General features: G+C 48.6%; 16 protein-coding genes. 9 read left to right on the forward strand and 7 right to left on the reverse strand.

Annotation, left to right across the window (positions count from 1 at the left end; all coding sequences use genetic code 11):
* Positions 1-170: 170 nt before the first annotated feature.
* On the reverse strand, positions 171-998 hold the full coding sequence (gene nadE, locus D9597_RS21575; protein ID WP_064529168.1) for an ammonia-dependent NAD(+) synthetase: 828 nt from the start codon (positions 996-998) through the stop codon (positions 171-173).
* A gap of 200 nt (positions 999-1198) precedes the next feature.
* On the opposite strand from nadE, the gene osmE reads away from it, so the two are divergent.
* From osmE to chbG, 7 genes are all read left to right on the forward strand, one after another.
* Entirely contained in the window at positions 1199-1537 is a 339-nt protein-coding gene (gene osmE, locus D9597_RS21580; RefSeq protein ID WP_064529167.1) for an osmotically-inducible lipoprotein OsmE, read from the forward strand.
* 299 nt (positions 1538-1836) lie between these two features.
* Complete coding sequence (gene chbB, locus D9597_RS21590; RefSeq protein WP_000412160.1) at positions 1837-2157, forward strand: PTS N,N'-diacetylchitobiose transporter subunit IIB; 321 nt, start codon at positions 1837-1839, stop codon at positions 2155-2157.
* A gap of 81 nt (positions 2158-2238) precedes the next feature.
* Entirely contained in the window at positions 2239-3597 is a 1359-nt protein-coding gene (gene chbC / locus D9597_RS21595; RefSeq protein WP_130208308.1) for a PTS N,N'-diacetylchitobiose transporter subunit IIC, read from the forward strand.
* Positions 3598-3650: 53 nt separating this feature from the next.
* The gene (chbA, locus tag D9597_RS21600) at positions 3651-4001 is read left to right on the forward strand and encodes a PTS N,N'-diacetylchitobiose transporter subunit IIA (protein ID WP_064529165.1); all 351 of its coding nucleotides are present in this window, start codon (positions 3651-3653) and stop codon (positions 3999-4001) included.
* 7 nt (positions 4002-4008) lie between these two features.
* Positions 4009-4851 carry a transcriptional regulator ChbR gene (gene chbR / locus D9597_RS21605; protein WP_171022612.1) on the forward strand — a complete coding sequence of 281 codons (843 nt, stop codon included), beginning with the start codon at positions 4009-4011 and terminating at the stop codon, positions 4849-4851.
* A 119-nt stretch (positions 4852-4970) separates the two neighbouring features.
* Positions 4971-6323, forward strand: coding sequence for a 6-phospho-beta-glucosidase (celF, locus tag D9597_RS21610; RefSeq protein WP_130224649.1), 1353 nt, complete (start codon positions 4971-4973; stop codon positions 6321-6323).
* Between the two features lie 12 nt (positions 6324-6335).
* A complete protein-coding gene (chbG, locus tag D9597_RS21615) occupies positions 6336-7094 on the forward strand; it encodes a chitin disaccharide deacetylase (protein WP_130224651.1) in 759 nt (252 codons plus the stop codon).
* A 139-nt stretch (positions 7095-7233) separates the two neighbouring features.
* Here chbG and katE read toward each other — a convergent pair whose 3' ends face one another.
* Complete coding sequence (gene katE / locus D9597_RS21620) at positions 7234-9495, reverse strand: catalase HPII (RefSeq protein ID WP_130224653.1); 2262 nt, start codon at positions 9493-9495, stop codon at positions 7234-7236.
* A 182-nt stretch (positions 9496-9677) separates the two neighbouring features.
* Here katE and cedA point away from each other — a divergent pair, with 182 nt between their 5' ends.
* Entirely contained in the window at positions 9678-9941 is a 264-nt protein-coding gene (gene cedA, locus D9597_RS21625; RefSeq protein WP_130208300.1) for a cell division activator CedA, read from the forward strand.
* A 46-nt stretch (positions 9942-9987) separates the two neighbouring features.
* Here cedA and tcyP read toward each other — a convergent pair whose 3' ends face one another.
* The 3 genes from tcyP to hxpB all read right to left on the reverse strand — a co-directional run bounded on the left by tcyP (position 9988) and on the right by hxpB (position 12932).
* A complete protein-coding gene (gene tcyP / locus D9597_RS21630) occupies positions 9988-11379 on the reverse strand; it encodes a cystine/sulfocysteine:cation symporter (RefSeq protein WP_064529160.1) in 1392 nt (463 codons plus the stop codon).
* Between the two features lie 132 nt (positions 11380-11511).
* Positions 11512-12102, reverse strand: coding sequence for a metal-dependent hydrolase (locus D9597_RS21635; protein WP_064529159.1), 591 nt, complete (start codon positions 12100-12102; stop codon positions 11512-11514).
* 161 nt (positions 12103-12263) lie between these two features.
* Positions 12264-12932 (reverse strand): hexitol phosphatase HxpB, encoded by a 669-nt coding sequence (gene hxpB, locus D9597_RS21640; protein ID WP_130218883.1) that lies wholly within the window; start codon positions 12930-12932, stop codon positions 12264-12266.
* Positions 12933-13078: 146 nt separating this feature from the next.
* On the opposite strand from hxpB, the gene D9597_RS21645 reads away from it, so the two are divergent.
* Entirely contained in the window at positions 13079-13615 is a 537-nt protein-coding gene (locus tag D9597_RS21645; protein WP_130224655.1) for a YniB family protein, read from the forward strand.
* Positions 13616-13655: 40 nt separating this feature from the next.
* On the opposite strand, the gene D9597_RS21650 is transcribed toward D9597_RS21645, so the two are convergent.
* Positions 13656-14516 carry a fructosamine kinase family protein gene (locus D9597_RS21650; RefSeq protein ID WP_130218887.1) on the reverse strand — a complete coding sequence of 287 codons (861 nt, stop codon included), beginning with the start codon at positions 14514-14516 and terminating at the stop codon, positions 13656-13658.
* Between the two features lie 104 nt (positions 14517-14620).
* Complete coding sequence (gene ghoS, locus D9597_RS21655) at positions 14621-14908, reverse strand: type V toxin-antitoxin system endoribonuclease antitoxin GhoS (RefSeq protein WP_130218889.1); 288 nt, start codon at positions 14906-14908, stop codon at positions 14621-14623.
* Positions 14909-14967 lie beyond the last annotated feature (59 nt).

Raw genomic sequence — 14967 nt, forward strand, 5'->3', positions numbered from 1 at the left:
GGCCGATGACAAAGCTAACACTGCCTGATGCGCTACGCTTATCAGGCCTACTCGACTCCTGCAATGTATTGAATTCGCAAAGTTTTACAGGCCGGATAAGACGTTTACGCCACATCCGGCATGAATAAAGTGTTTGTTGTCGACAATCTCAGGCGGGGAGGCCGCGCTGTTTATTTTTTCCAGAAATCATCGAAAACCGTAATGGGTGGGCGGCGTTTATGCTCGGTTTTCAGATACCAGTTCTCAATCGTTCTGGCGACCTGTTCCGGGACATTTTTCCCTTCAAGATAGTCATCGATATTTTCATACGTTACGCCGAGCGCGACTTCATCTGGCAGTGACGGGCGGTCATCTTCCAGGTCGGCTGTGGGTGCCTTCTTATAGAGATGCTCAGGGCAACCTAACGCCGCCAGTAACTGTTTACCCTGACGTTTGTTCAGACGATACAGAGGGTTAATGTCTGTGCCACCATCACCATATTTAGTGAAGAATCCAGTAATGGCTTCTGCCGCATGATCGGTGCCAACTACGACGCCATTAGTCATACCCGCAATGCTGTATTGCGCTTTCATCCGCTCACGTGCTTTTTCATTGCCACGCACAAAATCGCTCAGTTCGATACCTGCTTCCCGCAATGCCTGTTCACTGGCGAGTACCGCGCCCTTGATATTGACGGTTAATACGCGATCCGGCTGAATAAAGGCAATTGCGTCCTGGCAATCTTGTTCGTCGGCCTGAACACCGTAGGGAAGGCGCACGGCGATAAATTGCAGTGATTCATTACCGGTTTCCTGGCGCAGTTCATTAATTGCCATCTGACACAACTTACCGGCAAGGGTAGAGTCCTGACCACCGCTAATGCCGAGTACCAGTGATTTAATGAACGGGTAGGTTTGTAGATAGCTTTTCAGAAAATCGACGCTGCGACGAATTTCCTCTTCAGCATTAATCTGCGGTTTTGCGCCCAGCGCCTTTATTATTTGTTGCTGCAATGTCATTGAACCCCTCCAGACAAAAAAATAAAACTTCCTTAAAGCTAACCCGTTGCTACAGAAACGACAAGCGACAGCAGGTTGAATGGTGGTTAAAACGTCATACAGGAATCCTCTGAAAGCGACACCGTTTCGCTCTCAGGCTTGAAAAAGCCCCCGATGTATTCCAGGCTTATCTAATACGCTGATAAACAAGAGGACGGAATATGAACAAGAATATGGCAGGAATTCTGGGTGCAGCGGCGGTATTAACCATGCTGGCAGGTTGTACGGCGTATGATCGTACCAAAGACCAGTTTGTACAGCCTGTGGTGAAAGACGTCAAAAAAGGCATGAGCCGGGCGCAGGTTGCACAAATTGCGGGTAAACCTTCGTCTGAAGTGAGCATGATCCATGCTCGTGGTACTTGCCAGACCTACATTCTGGGTCAACGTGATGGTAAAGCAGAAACCTATTTTGTCGCGTTAGATGATACCGGGCATGTGATCAATACCGGCTATCAGACCTGTGCCGAATACGACACTGATCCGCAGGCTGCGAAGTAATTCCTTCATCTGAAAGCTTGAGTCACAACGAAAACCGGCCACTGTGCCGGTTTTTTTATGCGCGTGTTCTTATTTGTTGACGCGAATTATTTAACCGAAATGTGAAGGTGGTCATAACAGCAGGTCAAGGAGAGACAATTTGTATAGTCAAAGAAATACTATTGCTCAGGTCAATACCGTATACTCTTTTCAGCCACCAAAAAAAGTCATGTTGGTTTCGCAAGTTACCCAGAGCATGGAAGCAGGTGAAGGCTTGCGGAGTGTCTGGCTGACAGATAATCGTTGATGAGGGCAGTTTTATGGAAAAGAAACACATTTATCTGTTTTGTTCTGCGGGCATGTCTACCTCTTTACTGGTATCAAAAATGCGCGCTCAGGCAGAAAAATATGAAGTTCCGGTCATTATTGAAGCATTTCCAGAAACGCTGGCTGGTGAAAAAGGGCTGAATGCCGATGTCGTTTTATTAGGGCCGCAGATTGCTTATATGTTGCCCGAAATTCAGCGTTTGTTACCCAACAAACCGGTGGAAGTAATTGACTCGTTGTTATATGGCAAAGTCGATGGTTTAGGCGTGCTTAAGGCTGCAGTTGCAGCAATTAAAAAAGCCGCAGCAAATTAATTTTTAAATTTTCCCGTCAAAGAGTTATTTCATAAATCTATACCGCAATATTTGAATTGCGGTTTTTAAGGGTATTTTTCTATGAGTAATGTTATTGCATCGCTTGAAAAGGTACTCCTCCCTTTTGCAGTTAAAATAGGAAAGCAACCGCACGTTAATGCAATCAAAAACGGTTTTATTCGCTTAATGCCGTTAACCCTCGCAGGGGCTATGTTTGTATTAATTAATAACGTTTTCCTTAGCTTTGGGGAGGGGTCATTTTTTTATTCCTTAGGTATTCGCCTCGACGCCTCGACCATTGAAACACTCAATGGTCTGAAAGGTATTGGCGGAAATGTTTATAACGGAACATTGGGGATTATGTCTTTAATGGCACCGTTCTTTATCGGCATGGCGCTGGCAGAAGAGCGTAAAGTCGATGCGCTGGCAGCGGGATTGTTATCCGTTGCGGCGTTTATGACCGTCACGCCTTATAGCGTCGGCGAGGCTTATGCCGTCGGCGCTAATTGGTTAGGCGGCGCGAATATCATCTCCGGGATTATTATCGGCCTGGTGGTGGCAGAAATGTTTACCTTTATTGTCCGCCGCAACTGGGTAATTAGACTGCCCGATAGCGTACCTGCGTCGGTATCGCGTTCTTTCTCTGCATTGATTCCCGGCTTTATTATTCTTTCCGTGATGGGGATTATTGCCTGGGCGCTGACGACCTGGGGTACAAACTTCCATCAGATCATTATGGATACTATCTCGACGCCGCTGGCATCGTTGGGCAGTGTGGTCGGCTGGGCGTATGTGATTTTTGTTCCACTGCTGTGGTTCTTCGGTATTCACGGCGCGCTGGCGCTGACTGCACTGGACAACGGCATCATGACGCCGTGGGCGTTGGAAAACATTGCGACCTACCAGCAATATGGTTCCGTCGAAGCGGCATTAGCTGCCGGTAAGACCTTCCATATCTGGGCCAAGCCGATGCTGGACTCCTTTATTTTCCTCGGTGGTAGTGGCGCGACCCTGGGCCTGATTTTGGCTATCTTTATTGCTTCTCGCCGTGCTGATTATCGTCAGGTGGCAAAACTGGCTCTGCCGTCAGGCATCTTCCAGATTAACGAACCGATTCTGTTTGGTCTGCCGATTATTATGAACCCGGTGATGTTTATCCCGTTTGTGCTGGTACAACCGATTCTGGCGGCAATCACCCTGGCGGCATATTACATGGGCATTATTCCACCAGTGACCAACATTGCGCCGTGGACCATGCCAACCGGTCTGGGAGCCTTCTTTAACACCAACGGTAGCGTCGCCGCCTTACTGGTCGCACTCTTCAACCTCGGTATCGCCACGCTGATTTATCTGCCATTTGTTGTGGTGGCTAACAAAGCACAAAACGTGATTGATAAAGAAGAGAGTGAAGAAGATATTGCTAACGCGCTGAAATTTTAATCGATATCGGCACAGGTAACGCTGTGCCGGGTAAGGAAAGTGAGGAACTGAGTATGATGGATCTCGACAATATCCCGGATACGCAAACCGAAGCCGAAGAACTGGAAGAAGTGGTGATGGGGCTTATCATCAATTCCGGGCAGGCGCGCAGTCTGGCGTATGCGGCGCTGAAACAGGCAAAGCAGGGCGATTTTGCTGCAGCAAAAGCGATGATGGATCAGTCACGAATGGCGTTGAATGAAGCGCATCTGGTACAGACGAAACTGATTGAAGGCGATGCGGGCGAAGGTAAGATGAAAGTGAGTCTGGTGCTGGTTCACGCCCAGGATCATTTAATGACCTCAATGCTTGCACGTGAACTGATTAGCGAATTAATTGAGCTTCATGAAAAATTGAAGGCATAAGGAGTTGATGATGCAGCCAGTGATTAATGCGCCGGAAATTGCCACAGCCCGTGAACAACAACTGTTTAATGGCAAAAACTTCCATGTGTTTATCTACAACAAAACTGAGAGTATCAGTGGGCTGCATCAACACGACTATTATGAATTCACCCTGGTGTTAACGGGTCGTTATTACCAGGAGATAAACGGTAAACGCGTGTTGCTGGAGCGGGGCGATTTTGTCTTTATTCCGTTGGGCTCGCACCATCAAAGTTTTTATGAGTTTGGCGCCACGCGTATATTAAATGTTGGGATCAGCAAACGTTTTTTTGAGCAACATTATCTGCCGTTGTTGCCTTATTGCTTCGTCGCATCACAGGTATACCGGACCAATAACGCTTTTCTCACCTATGTGGAAACGGTCATCTCTTCACTGAATTTCCGTGAAACCGGGCTGGAAGAGTTTGTTGAGACAGTGACTTTTTATGTTATTAACCGCTTACGTCATTACCGTGAAGAACAGGTAATTGATGATGTGCCGCAGTGGCTGAAAAGCACGGTTGAAAAGATGCATGATAAAGAGCAGTTTAGTGAAAATGCACTGGAAAATATGGTGATACTGTCGGCGAAATCGCAGGAATATTTGACGCGTGCGACCCAGCGATATTATGGCAAAACACCAATGCAGATTATTAATGAAATTCGTATTAATTTTGCCAAAAAACAACTGGAAATGACCAACTATTCGGTAACGGATATTGCATTTGAAGCTGGTTATAGTAGCCCAAGCTTGTTTATTAAAACGTTTAAGAAACTGACCTCATTTACACCCAATAGCTATCGTAAAAAACTGACTGAATTTAATCAGTAGCCATTGTATCAGAACACTAAATTTACATGCTTGCTCTGTATAACCTGGTATTTCCAGGTTATTCCTGACTTAGCGGCAGGCACGACGAATATCAGTATTTCCTAATGAAGGGAGAAATTATGAGCCAGAAATTAAAAGTCGTCACTATTGGTGGCGGGAGCAGCTATACCCCGGAATTACTGGAAGGGTTTATTAAACGTTATCACGAATTGCCGGTGAGTGAATTATGGCTGGTGGACATCGAAGAGGGTAAAGCGAAGCTGGATATTATTTTCGATCTCTGCCAGCGGATGATTGATAACGCTGGTGTACCAATGAAGCTTTATAAAACGCTCGATCGCCGCGAAGCATTGAAAGATGCCGATTTCGTCACCACCCAGCTGCGCGTAGGTCAATTACCCGCACGCGAACTCGATGAACGTATTCCGTTAAGTCATGGTTATCTCGGCCAGGAAACCAACGGTGCAGGTGGCCTGTTTAAAGGTCTGCGTACTATTCCGGTGATTTTTGACATAGTCAAAGATGTTGAAGAATTCTGCCCCAATGCCTGGGTGATTAACTTTACGAACCCAGCGGGAATGGTCACCGAAGCCGTTTATCGTCATACCGGATTTAAACGCTTTATCGGCGTGTGTAATATTCCGATTGGCATGAAGATGTTTATCAGCGATGTTTTAGCGTTGAATGAGAACGATGATTTATCTATCGATCTGTTCGGGCTAAACCACATGGTGTTTATTAAAGATGTGCTGGTAAATGGCAAGTCTCGCTTTGCCGAATTGCTTGATGGTGTGGCATCCGGGCAGTTAAAAGCGTCTGGCGTAAAAAATATTTTCGATCTGCCGTTTAGCGAAGGCTTAATTCGCTCACTGAATCTGTTGCCGTGCTCGTATCTGCTTTATTACTTCAAGCAAAAAGAGATGCTGGCGATTGAAATGGGTGAGTATTATAAAGGCGGCGCACGTGCACAGGTGGTACAGAAAGTCGAGAAACAACTCTTTGACCTGTATAAAAATCCGGACCTGAAAGTTAAGCCGAAAGAACTGGAACAGCGCGGCGGGGCATATTACTCAGATGCGGCGTGTGAAGTGATTAATGCTATCTACAACGACAAGCAAGCAGAACATTACGTTAATATCCCGCATCATGGGCATATTGATAATATTCCGGCAGACTGGGCGGTAGAAATGACCTGTACACTGGGGCGCGATGGCGCGACGCCACATCCACGTATTACACACTTCGATGACAAAGTGATGGGCTTGATTCATACCATCAAAGGTTTTGAGATTGCCGCCAGCCACGCAGCCCTTAGCGGTGAATTTAACGATGTGTTACTGGCGCTCAACCTTAGCCCGCTGGTGCATTCCGATCGTGACGCGGAACTGCTGGCAAGAGAGATGATTCTGGCGCATGAGAAGTGGTTGCCAAACTTTGCTGACTGCATTGCAGAACTCAAAAAAGCACATTAACTGAGGCTGATTATGGAACGCTTACTGATTGTTAATGCTGATGACTTTGGCTTAAGTAAAGGCCAGAACTACGGCATTATCGAGGCCTGTCGTAATGGTATTGTCACCTCAACGACGGCGCTGGTGAATGGGGAAGCTATCGACCATGCGGTGCGGTTAAGTCGTGATGAACCGAGTCTGGCAGTTGGGATGCACTTTGTCCTTACACTGGGCAAGCCGCTGACTGAAATGCCTGGGCTGACCCGGCAAGGTGTGCTGGGGAAATGGATCTGGCAGCTGGCAGAAGACGATGCCTTACCACTGGAAGAAATTTCCCAGGAACTCGCCCGCCAGTATCTGCGATTCATTGAATTGTTTGGCCGCAAACCAACACATCTTGATAGTCATCATCATGTGCATATGTTCCCGCAGATTTTCCCGATTGTGGCGAAGTTTGCGGCTGAAGAGAGGATTGCGTTGCGTATTGATCGCCAGCCAGTATTTAACGACGGTGATTTACCCGCTAATCTGCGCAGTTCACAGGGCTTCAGTAGTGCATTCTATGGTGAAGAGATCAGTGAATCACTGTTCCTGCAAGTGTTGGATGATTCCAGTCATCGTGGTGAACGCTCACTGGAAGTGATGTGCCATCCGGCGTTCGTCGATAATACAATTCGCCAGAGTGCTTACTGTTTCCCGCGGTTAGCGGAACTGGATGTGTTAACGTCGGCGTCGTTGAAGTATGCCATTGCCGAGCGTGGTTATCGGTTGGGTAGTTATCTGGATGTGTAGGTAAGGCTGTTTTGCCGGATGCGGCGTAAACGCCTTATTCGGCATGCAATATATTGAAATTTCAAAGCATTATGAGCATCTGGTAGGCCTGATAAGCGCAGCGCATCAGGCAAAGGTGGCGCAATTGCGCCACCCATATTTACGCCGGAATTTTGTCAATCTTAGGCATACGGGACCAGACGCGGTGCGCCGCCATTAGCGTTAACAGTTCATCCATAAAACTACCGTCGGCGCTGTCGGCTTCCACAACCCCTTCTTCGCTTTTGTCATCCACCTTAATTGTCGCTTTGAACTTGCGGGCGTCTCCCGCCAGCGCAATCGGTTTAAGGTGTTTGTAGGCTTCCATCAGGTAATAGTTCGCATCGCCGTGGTCTGCGATATCCGCAATATTACCGCAAGGGACAATGACCGCATCCACCGTCAGCGAAGGCGCTCCGGCAAAGGTAGCAGCAATTGGCAACACCGTGCCGTCGTCGGCGGTCACTTCGCCCATCCGTGAATAAAGCAGTTTGGCATGAACGCCTTTGGCTTTCAGGGCCTTGAGAATGACCAGCAGGTCTGCCGATCTCACTTCATCATTAAGCAAAATCGCTACCACACGGCCTTTGACATCACCGTCAGGAATGGCATACAGGCTTAATGTTGGGGCATTTTTCAGACCGTTGATGTCTGGTGGCGGGGTAATATTCAGTTGTTCATCAGTCAGTTCGATACCGAGATTTTCCGCCACAGCCTGCGCCAGAGTGAGATCGATATGTGCCAGTTGATCAACGACGCGTTCACGAATATACGGACGAGCAACTTTGCTCAATTCAAAGCTGAAAGCGTCGATAATGTGGCGCTGTTCAAACGGTGTCTGGCTTAGCCAGAACAGACGCGGATGGGAATAATATTCGCCAAACGATGGGCTACGCTCGCGGACTTTGTTGCCTTCTACACGTTCCTGGTATGATTCAAATCCGCCGCGTTTCGGCCCCGGCGGTGTTTCGCGCGGCCAGTTGTCGTTGATGGAGTTTGGTTCGTAGTTTGCCGGATTGGTGTCGATTCCCATGCGGTGCATGCCGTCACGCTGGAAATTATGGTAAGGGCAGGTCGGGCGGTTAATCGGAATTTCATGGAAATTGGGCCCACCAAGACGACTAATTTGTGTATCGGTATAAGAGAACAAACGTCCCTGCAATAACGGGTCGTTGGTGAAATCCAGACCGGGGACGATATGCCCTGGATGGAAAGCGACCTGTTCGTTTTCGGCAAAGAAGTTATCCGGGTTGCGGTTAAGCACCATTTTGCCGACGCGCTGTACTGGCACCAGTTCTTCCGGAATAAGTTTGGTTGGATCGAGAAGGTCGAAATCAAACTTGAATTCGTCTTCTTCCGGGATTAACTGGAAGCCCAGTTCGTATTCCGGGAAATCGCCTGCTTCAATGGCTTCCCACAGCTCACGGCGGTGGAAGTCCGGGTCACGTCCGGTGAGTTTCTGCGCTTCATCCCATACCAGCGAGGCTTTACCTGCCAGTGGTTTCCAGTGAAAACGCACAAACGTCGCTTTCCCTTCGGCGTTAATCAGGCGGAAAGTGTGGATGCCGAAACCTTCCATCGTACGGTAGCTGCGCGGGATCCCGCGATCCGACATCGCCCATATCACGTTATGCAGCGTTTCCGGTTGCAGGGAAACATAATCCCAGAATGTGTCGTGGGCGCTACCTCCCTGTGGGATCGCCCAGTGCGGTTCCGGTTTTACCGCATGAACAAAATCGGGGAACTTATGCGCATCCTGAATAAAGAAGATCGGCGTGTTGTTGCCAACAAGGTCAAAAATACCCTCTTCAGTATAGAATTTGGTGGCAAAACCGCGAATATCACGCACGGTATCTGCCGAGCCAGCGCCACCCTGAACGGTCGAGAAACGGACAAATACCGGAGTGATTTTGTTCGGGTCAGACAGGAAGTCGGCTTTGGTAATATCGCTTAAGTTTTTATACGGCTGGAAATAACCATGAGCCGCAGAACCTCGCGCATGAACAATACGTTCCGGGATACGCTCATGGTCAAAGTGAGTGATCTTCTCGCGCAGAATAAAATCTTCCAGCAGCGTTGGACCACGGCTACCGGCACGCAGTGAGTTTTGATCGTCAGCGATGCGCACGCCCTGATTGGTGGTCAGCGCATAATTTTCACTGCCTTTGCGTACGTCTTCCAGAGAATTGAGTTTTTCGTTACGCGTATCAGGGGCTTTAAGACTGCCTGGCGCGGTAGGCTGCGCGCCAGGCGGGGTCGGTTCAGCCGCTGGACGATGAGAGCCGTCCTCAGGTGCCAGTGAGTCCATTCCTGGTTTCGCTTCGTTCGAGTCGTGCAGGGGGGACTGGTGCTGATGTGGGTTCTTTTCGTTATGTTGCGACATTGAACTCGTCTCCTTATTTCATTGCTGAAAGGGCCGCTTTTTTGGTCAAAAAACCCTCTAACTATAGACCATCAGGGATGTCTCGCTCTGGAAGTGGTGTCGGCGAAAGTATTTGAAGATGTACGCAAAGCAGGACGGACGTGGGCTAAATCGGCTAAACTACATTTTTTCTGATTTTTAATATGCGTTTAGTGAAGCCAGTAATGAAGAAACCGCTACGTCAGCAAAACCGCCCGATTATTAGCTATGTCCCGCGCACGGAACCTGCGCCGCCGGAGCATGCGATTAAAATGGATTCGTTTCGTGATGTCTGGATACTACGTGGCAAATATGTGGCGTTTGTTCTGGTGGGGGAGTCATTCTTGCGCTCACCGGCGTTTAGTGTGCCGGAGGCGGCCCAGCGCTGGGCGAATCAGATTCGACAAGAGAATGAGGTCGAAGAGTAAAAAAACGCCTGTCGGGATGACAGGCGTTTTGCGTTATAAGCCAGGGTTAACGGTGAGCCAGTTCGGCGTCATCTTCGCTATCCAGAATGGATTTATCGGTCTGCTTCAGCCACTGGCTGGTCAGTGTACCTGCGGTCATAGAACCGCTGACGTTCAGTGCCGTACGGCCCATATCGATAAGTGGTTCAACGGAAATTAACAATGCCACCAGCGTTACCGGCAAGCCCATTGCAGGGAGTACAATCAGTGCGGCGAATGTTGCACCGCCACCAACGCCTGCAACACCTGCTGAACTCACAGTGACGATACCAACGAGTGTCGCAATCCACATTGGGTCTAGCGGATTAATGCCAACCGTAGGCGCAACCATCACTGCCAGCATTGCCGGATACAGCCCGGCACAGCCGTTTTGACCAATGGTCGCGCCGAAAGAGGCGGCGAAACTGGCGATGGATTCAGGAACACCCAGACGACGCGTTTGTGCTTCTACATTCAGCGGAATAGACGCAGCACTGGAGCGACTGGTGAAGGCAAACGTCAGCACTGGCCATACTTTACGGAAGTATTTCAGCGGGCTTACGCCATTAATGCCCAGCAGAATGCCATGCACTGCAAACATAATGATAAGACCGAGGTAGGACGCGACAACGAAGCTACCCAGTTTAATGATGTCTTGCAGGTTGGAGCCAGCAACGACTTTGGTCATCAGTGCCAGAACGCCGTATGGCGTCAGTTGCATGACCAAGCGAACCAGTTTCATCACCCAGCTTTGCAGCGTATCGATAGCAGTTAAGACTCGTTCACCTTTCGGCGCATCATCTTTCAGCAGTTTCAGTGCTGCAACGCCCAGGAAAGCCGCAAAAATTACCACGCTGATAATTGACGTCGGATTGGCACCGGTCAGATCGGCAAACGGGTTTTTCGGGATAAAGGACAAGACAAGCTGCGGAACGCTCAGGTCAGAGACTTTACCGACATAGTTGCTTTCGATAGCGTTCAGACGCGCAGTTTCAGCGCCACCCTGAACCAGACCTTCAGCCGTCAAACCAAACAGGTTGGTGACCAGCACACCGACCAGCGCCGCAATCAGCGTGGTAAACAAAAGCGTACCGATGGTCAGAAAACTGATTTTTCCTAGTTGAGACGCGTTATGCAGACGGGCAACCGCACTTAAAATGGAGGCAAATACCAGCGGCATGACGATCATTTGCAGTAACTGAACATAGCCGTTACCGACAATGTTAAACCACTGCACAGAATCTTTGAGTACCTGGCTGTCAGAACCATAAATGGTATGCAGGGCAAGGCCAAAAACCACACCCATCACCAGACCTACCAGCACTTTTTTGGCCAGACTCCACTGTTTGTGGCGGGTTTGGGCCAGCGCAAACAGCAGCACAACGAACACTATGATGTTCGCAATTAATGGAAAGTTCATCCCCGTTCTCCTGATCTTATTATTTCTATCGCTACGCAGTAGCCATAGTGTTGAAGCAAGATTAACAGAACTGTGAGCTGGCTCTTATATTCAAATGGAATGGCTTATTCCAGAAAAGCGATTTTTGTTTTTTTAGTATTCAACCTGATGCTTAATAAGGCGATGAAACTCGATCTGCAAGGTATTAATCATTTGCGATGACCAACGCACGGCACTGTTTTCGGGCAGTGAATGGGGCATCCACACTGACCAGACAAACAACGCCATGCAGAGAAAACGTTCTAACTGGTTGCCTTTTTGTGGAACCAGAATTGGCAGACGGAAACGCCATCGGCACGGCCAGAGTAGGGGAACGCCAGCAGGGGTCAGCATATCAGCAAGAATATGACTCAAATAACCGAGAACCATACCTTGCAGAGCATCAGCCGGAATAAACCAGCTTTCCGGAACTTTCAGATAAAAGGTCGCCAGTAGAGCAAACACCGCCAGCAGACTGTGGGTAAAGCCACGGTGACCAAAAGCGCGGGCAATGGGTTTTGATATCCACTTTAATCGCTGCCCAAGAAACGACTTTGGATGGTCAATATCCGGTAACAGACAAGTTAATATTGCGGAAGGGACAATATGCCACCAGTCACCCTGTGCCAGCACGGGTGTAAGCTCGGCATTTTTAGCAAACACCGCACAAGCAATAGAAAAGAGGAGGTGACCTTCCGCCGTCATGATAAAACTCACTAAACTGTCGATACGTACAGTATAGGGTTTTTATACAGTGCGCGGAAGTGGTGACGGTGTAACTCTTCATCATAATTTGATGATAAAATCATCAGTTGAACGTGATTTCAGATAAGCAACCAGGGGCCGTGTCACCACGCCCCTTTTTATTAGCCGAGGAGGTCTTTCGCGGTGAGTTCGGTCAAGGATGAAAGTTTTACATTCGCCAACACAAAACGTGGATCATTTTGCGCTTCTGGTGCTGGAACGACGATGGAGCGCATTCGTGCTGCCTTCGAGGCGATCATGCCATTAACAGAATCTTCCAGCGCCACGCAGGCGATTGGGTCAACGCCCAGTTTTGCTGCGCAGTCGAGATAAACCTGCGGATGTGGCTTGCTATAAGGCAATTTTTCAGCGGAGGCGAGGGCATCGAAACTGTCACGTAGGTCAAACATGGCCAGCACTTTTTCAAGCATATGCAACGGTGACGCTGAAGCCAGGCCAACCAATAAGCCCTGCGCTTTACATAAAGCAACGGCTTCACGCACGCCAGGCAGTAATGGACGCGTCTCTTCAACCAGCGAAATGGCCCGGGCAATTACCCGATCTACAACTTCCTGACGACTCGGTCCATTCCACGGTTGCCGGGCATACCACAGATCAACCACCATATCGATGCGTAAACCTAAGGTGTCCGGTAGCTCATTACGACGGGAGATGTCCACCCCCAGGCTTGCCATCACATCCAGTTCGGCCCGATCCCATAATGGTTCGGAATCGATAAGTAATCCATCCATATCAAAAATTGCAGCAAGAATCTGTCGTGGGGTTGACATTACAACCTCTCCTTTAGAGCATTATGTGTAAGGTATTAAGCAGTGCTTATGATTAAGCGCCTATCATATCGCCTTTAAAGAATGGGCGAAAACAGATATCTACAGGTAAACTAAGTGAATCGACGCGTCTTAATCAAGGAGAACTCATGACGTATCAACAAGCTGGACGCATTGCTATTTTGAAAAGGATTTTCGGTTGGGTGATTTTTATACCAACACTTGTTTCCACGTTGATTTCCTTGCTGAAGTTTATGAATACCCGGCAAGAAACCCAGGAAGGCATTAATGCGGTAATGCTCGACTTTGCCCATGTCATGATCGATATGATGCAAGCGAATACGCCTTTTTTGAATCTGTTCTGGTATAACTCGCCGACGCCCAATTTTAATGGTGGTGTGAACGTTATGTTCTGGGTGATCTTTATCCTGATTTTTGTCGGTCTGGCGTTGCAAGACTCTGGAGCACGCATGAGTCGTCAGGTGCGCTTCTTGCGCGAAGGCGTTGAAGATCAACTCATTCTGGAGAAGGCTAAAGGGGAAGAAGGGTTAACGCGTGAACAGATCGAGTCGCGCATTGTCGTTCCACGCCATACTATCTTCACGCAGTTTTTTTCACTCTATATCCTGCCGGTAATTTGTATTGCTGCGGGATACGTGTTCTTTTCTCTGCTCGGTTTCATTTAATACAAAGGCCGCGCGGTGCGGCCATTATCATCGACTCCCGTCACGCGGCTAACACTCTATCCAATGATTGTTGAGCAATAACCAGATGTTGACCACCAAACAACCTTGCACGGTTTAGCAAAGTGTAAAGCTGGTAAATCGGTTGGCGTTCGAGGAAATCGATCGGTAGCGGTGACACTGATTGATAACCATCATAGATTTGCGGAGGCTGTTCGGTATGTAGCGGCAACATCGCCAGATCGCACTCTCTGTCGCCCCAGTAACAAGCAGGGTCGAAAATATACGGACCATTCGGACCTAGCGCACAATTCCCTGACCATAGATCGCCGTGTAACAGTGATGGTTGCGGCTGATGTGAGGCCAGGCGCTGCTGGATATGCTCGACGATGGCGTCGATATTGCCGAAGGCGATCCCTTTTTCTGCTGCCAGCTCCAGTTGCCAGCCAATCCGTTGTTCAGCAAAAAACGTTGACCAACGGCGTTGCCAGGTATTGGGTTGAGGGGTAGTAGAAAGGGCGTTATCGAAATCGAGGCCAAATTGTGGCTGGTCGCTCCATTGATGTAGATGCGCAATTTGCTGCCCTAAAATAAAGGCGTTATGTGCATCCAACGGCCGAGGAGGGAGATAATCCATCACTAGAAAACTGTAGTCACGGTCAGCGCCAACTGCCCACACCCGGGGTACGGTGACGGTTTTACTGCGAGATAATAACTCCAGTTGGTCGGCTTCGGCGGTAAAACCGGGAAGCAATTCTCTTTCATCACATTTGACGAAAAAGTCACGTCCTGCATAGCGCAAATGCCATGCGGCATGGACTTCCCCGCCAGGCAGTTCATTACGCAGTTCGATTTCGCCTTCACCTAACTGCTCGCTCAAAAGACGACTGATTACCTGCCACATGATGTCTCTCCCATGCTGTCTGCCAGATCATAAGGTTAGCGCAAGAATAAGGTGTAAAAACACGAGCTAACGCACACCACAGACTGATTATTGCCCAAAAATCTTTATTTGTTGCTATTCCATTCCTCCCAGGTTGTGATCCTTATCTCGGGGTCTTTGCCTGTAGCGCTCTGGGCGAGCCCGGCAACGAGTTCTCTTATCTCATCTTCGTTTTGCGTACTGATAAGTCCAAAGGTATTCGTCCCTAGTTCATGGATGTTCCCATCATCGTCTGTCATGGTCAGTGAAAAGCCATCGCGTGTCAGAAAGTTATTTAACTCATTAATTTCAGTTAATGTATCTTCATGCAACATGACGGTAATGACATAACGGACAAGATCGCCACCAGCCATAATTCACCTCTTTGTTATCACGTGATTTTTTAGCATAGTCGCAGAAACGCGTTGCCGAC

The organism is Escherichia sp. E13S3 (genome assembly GCF_004212325.1).
GTDB lineage: Bacteria > Pseudomonadota > Gammaproteobacteria > Enterobacterales > Enterobacteriaceae > Escherichia.

Excerpts from the sequence above, each read along its gene's own strand:
- nadE (WP_064529168.1), bottom strand. The coding sequence starts at position 998 with ATGACATTGCAGCAACAAATAATAAAGGCGCTGGGCGCAAAACCGCAG.
- osmE (WP_064529167.1), top strand. The coding sequence starts at position 1,199 with ATGAACAAGAATATGGCAGGAATTCTGGGTGCAGCGGCGGTATTAACC.
- chbB (WP_000412160.1), top strand. The coding sequence starts at position 1,837 with ATGGAAAAGAAACACATTTATCTGTTTTGTTCTGCGGGCATGTCTACC.
- chbC (WP_130208308.1), top strand. The coding sequence starts at position 2,239 with ATGAGTAATGTTATTGCATCGCTTGAAAAGGTACTCCTCCCTTTTGCA.
- chbA (WP_064529165.1), top strand. The coding sequence starts at position 3,651 with ATGATGGATCTCGACAATATCCCGGATACGCAAACCGAAGCCGAAGAA.
- chbR (WP_171022612.1), top strand. The coding sequence starts at position 4,009 with ATGATGCAGCCAGTGATTAATGCGCCGGAAATTGCCACAGCCCGTGAA.
- celF (WP_130224649.1), top strand. The coding sequence starts at position 4,971 with ATGAGCCAGAAATTAAAAGTCGTCACTATTGGTGGCGGGAGCAGCTAT.
- chbG (WP_130224651.1), top strand. The coding sequence starts at position 6,336 with ATGGAACGCTTACTGATTGTTAATGCTGATGACTTTGGCTTAAGTAAA.
- katE (WP_130224653.1), bottom strand. The coding sequence starts at position 9,495 with ATGTCGCAACATAACGAAAAGAACCCACATCAGCACCAGTCCCCCCTG.
- cedA (WP_130208300.1), top strand. The coding sequence starts at position 9,678 with ATGCGTTTAGTGAAGCCAGTAATGAAGAAACCGCTACGTCAGCAAAAC.
- tcyP (WP_064529160.1), bottom strand. The coding sequence starts at position 11,379 with ATGAACTTTCCATTAATTGCGAACATCATAGTGTTCGTTGTGCTGCTG.
- D9597_RS21635 (WP_064529159.1), bottom strand. The coding sequence starts at position 12,102 with ATGACGGCGGAAGGTCACCTCCTCTTTTCTATTGCTTGTGCGGTGTTT.
- hxpB (WP_130218883.1), bottom strand. The coding sequence starts at position 12,932 with ATGTCAACCCCACGACAGATTCTTGCTGCAATTTTTGATATGGATGGA.
- D9597_RS21645 (WP_130224655.1), top strand. The coding sequence starts at position 13,079 with ATGACGTATCAACAAGCTGGACGCATTGCTATTTTGAAAAGGATTTTC.
- D9597_RS21650 (WP_130218887.1), bottom strand. The coding sequence starts at position 14,516 with ATGTGGCAGGTAATCAGTCGTCTTTTGAGCGAGCAGTTAGGTGAAGGC.
- ghoS (WP_130218889.1), bottom strand. The coding sequence starts at position 14,908 with ATGGCTGGTGGCGATCTTGTCCGTTATGTCATTACCGTCATGTTGCAT.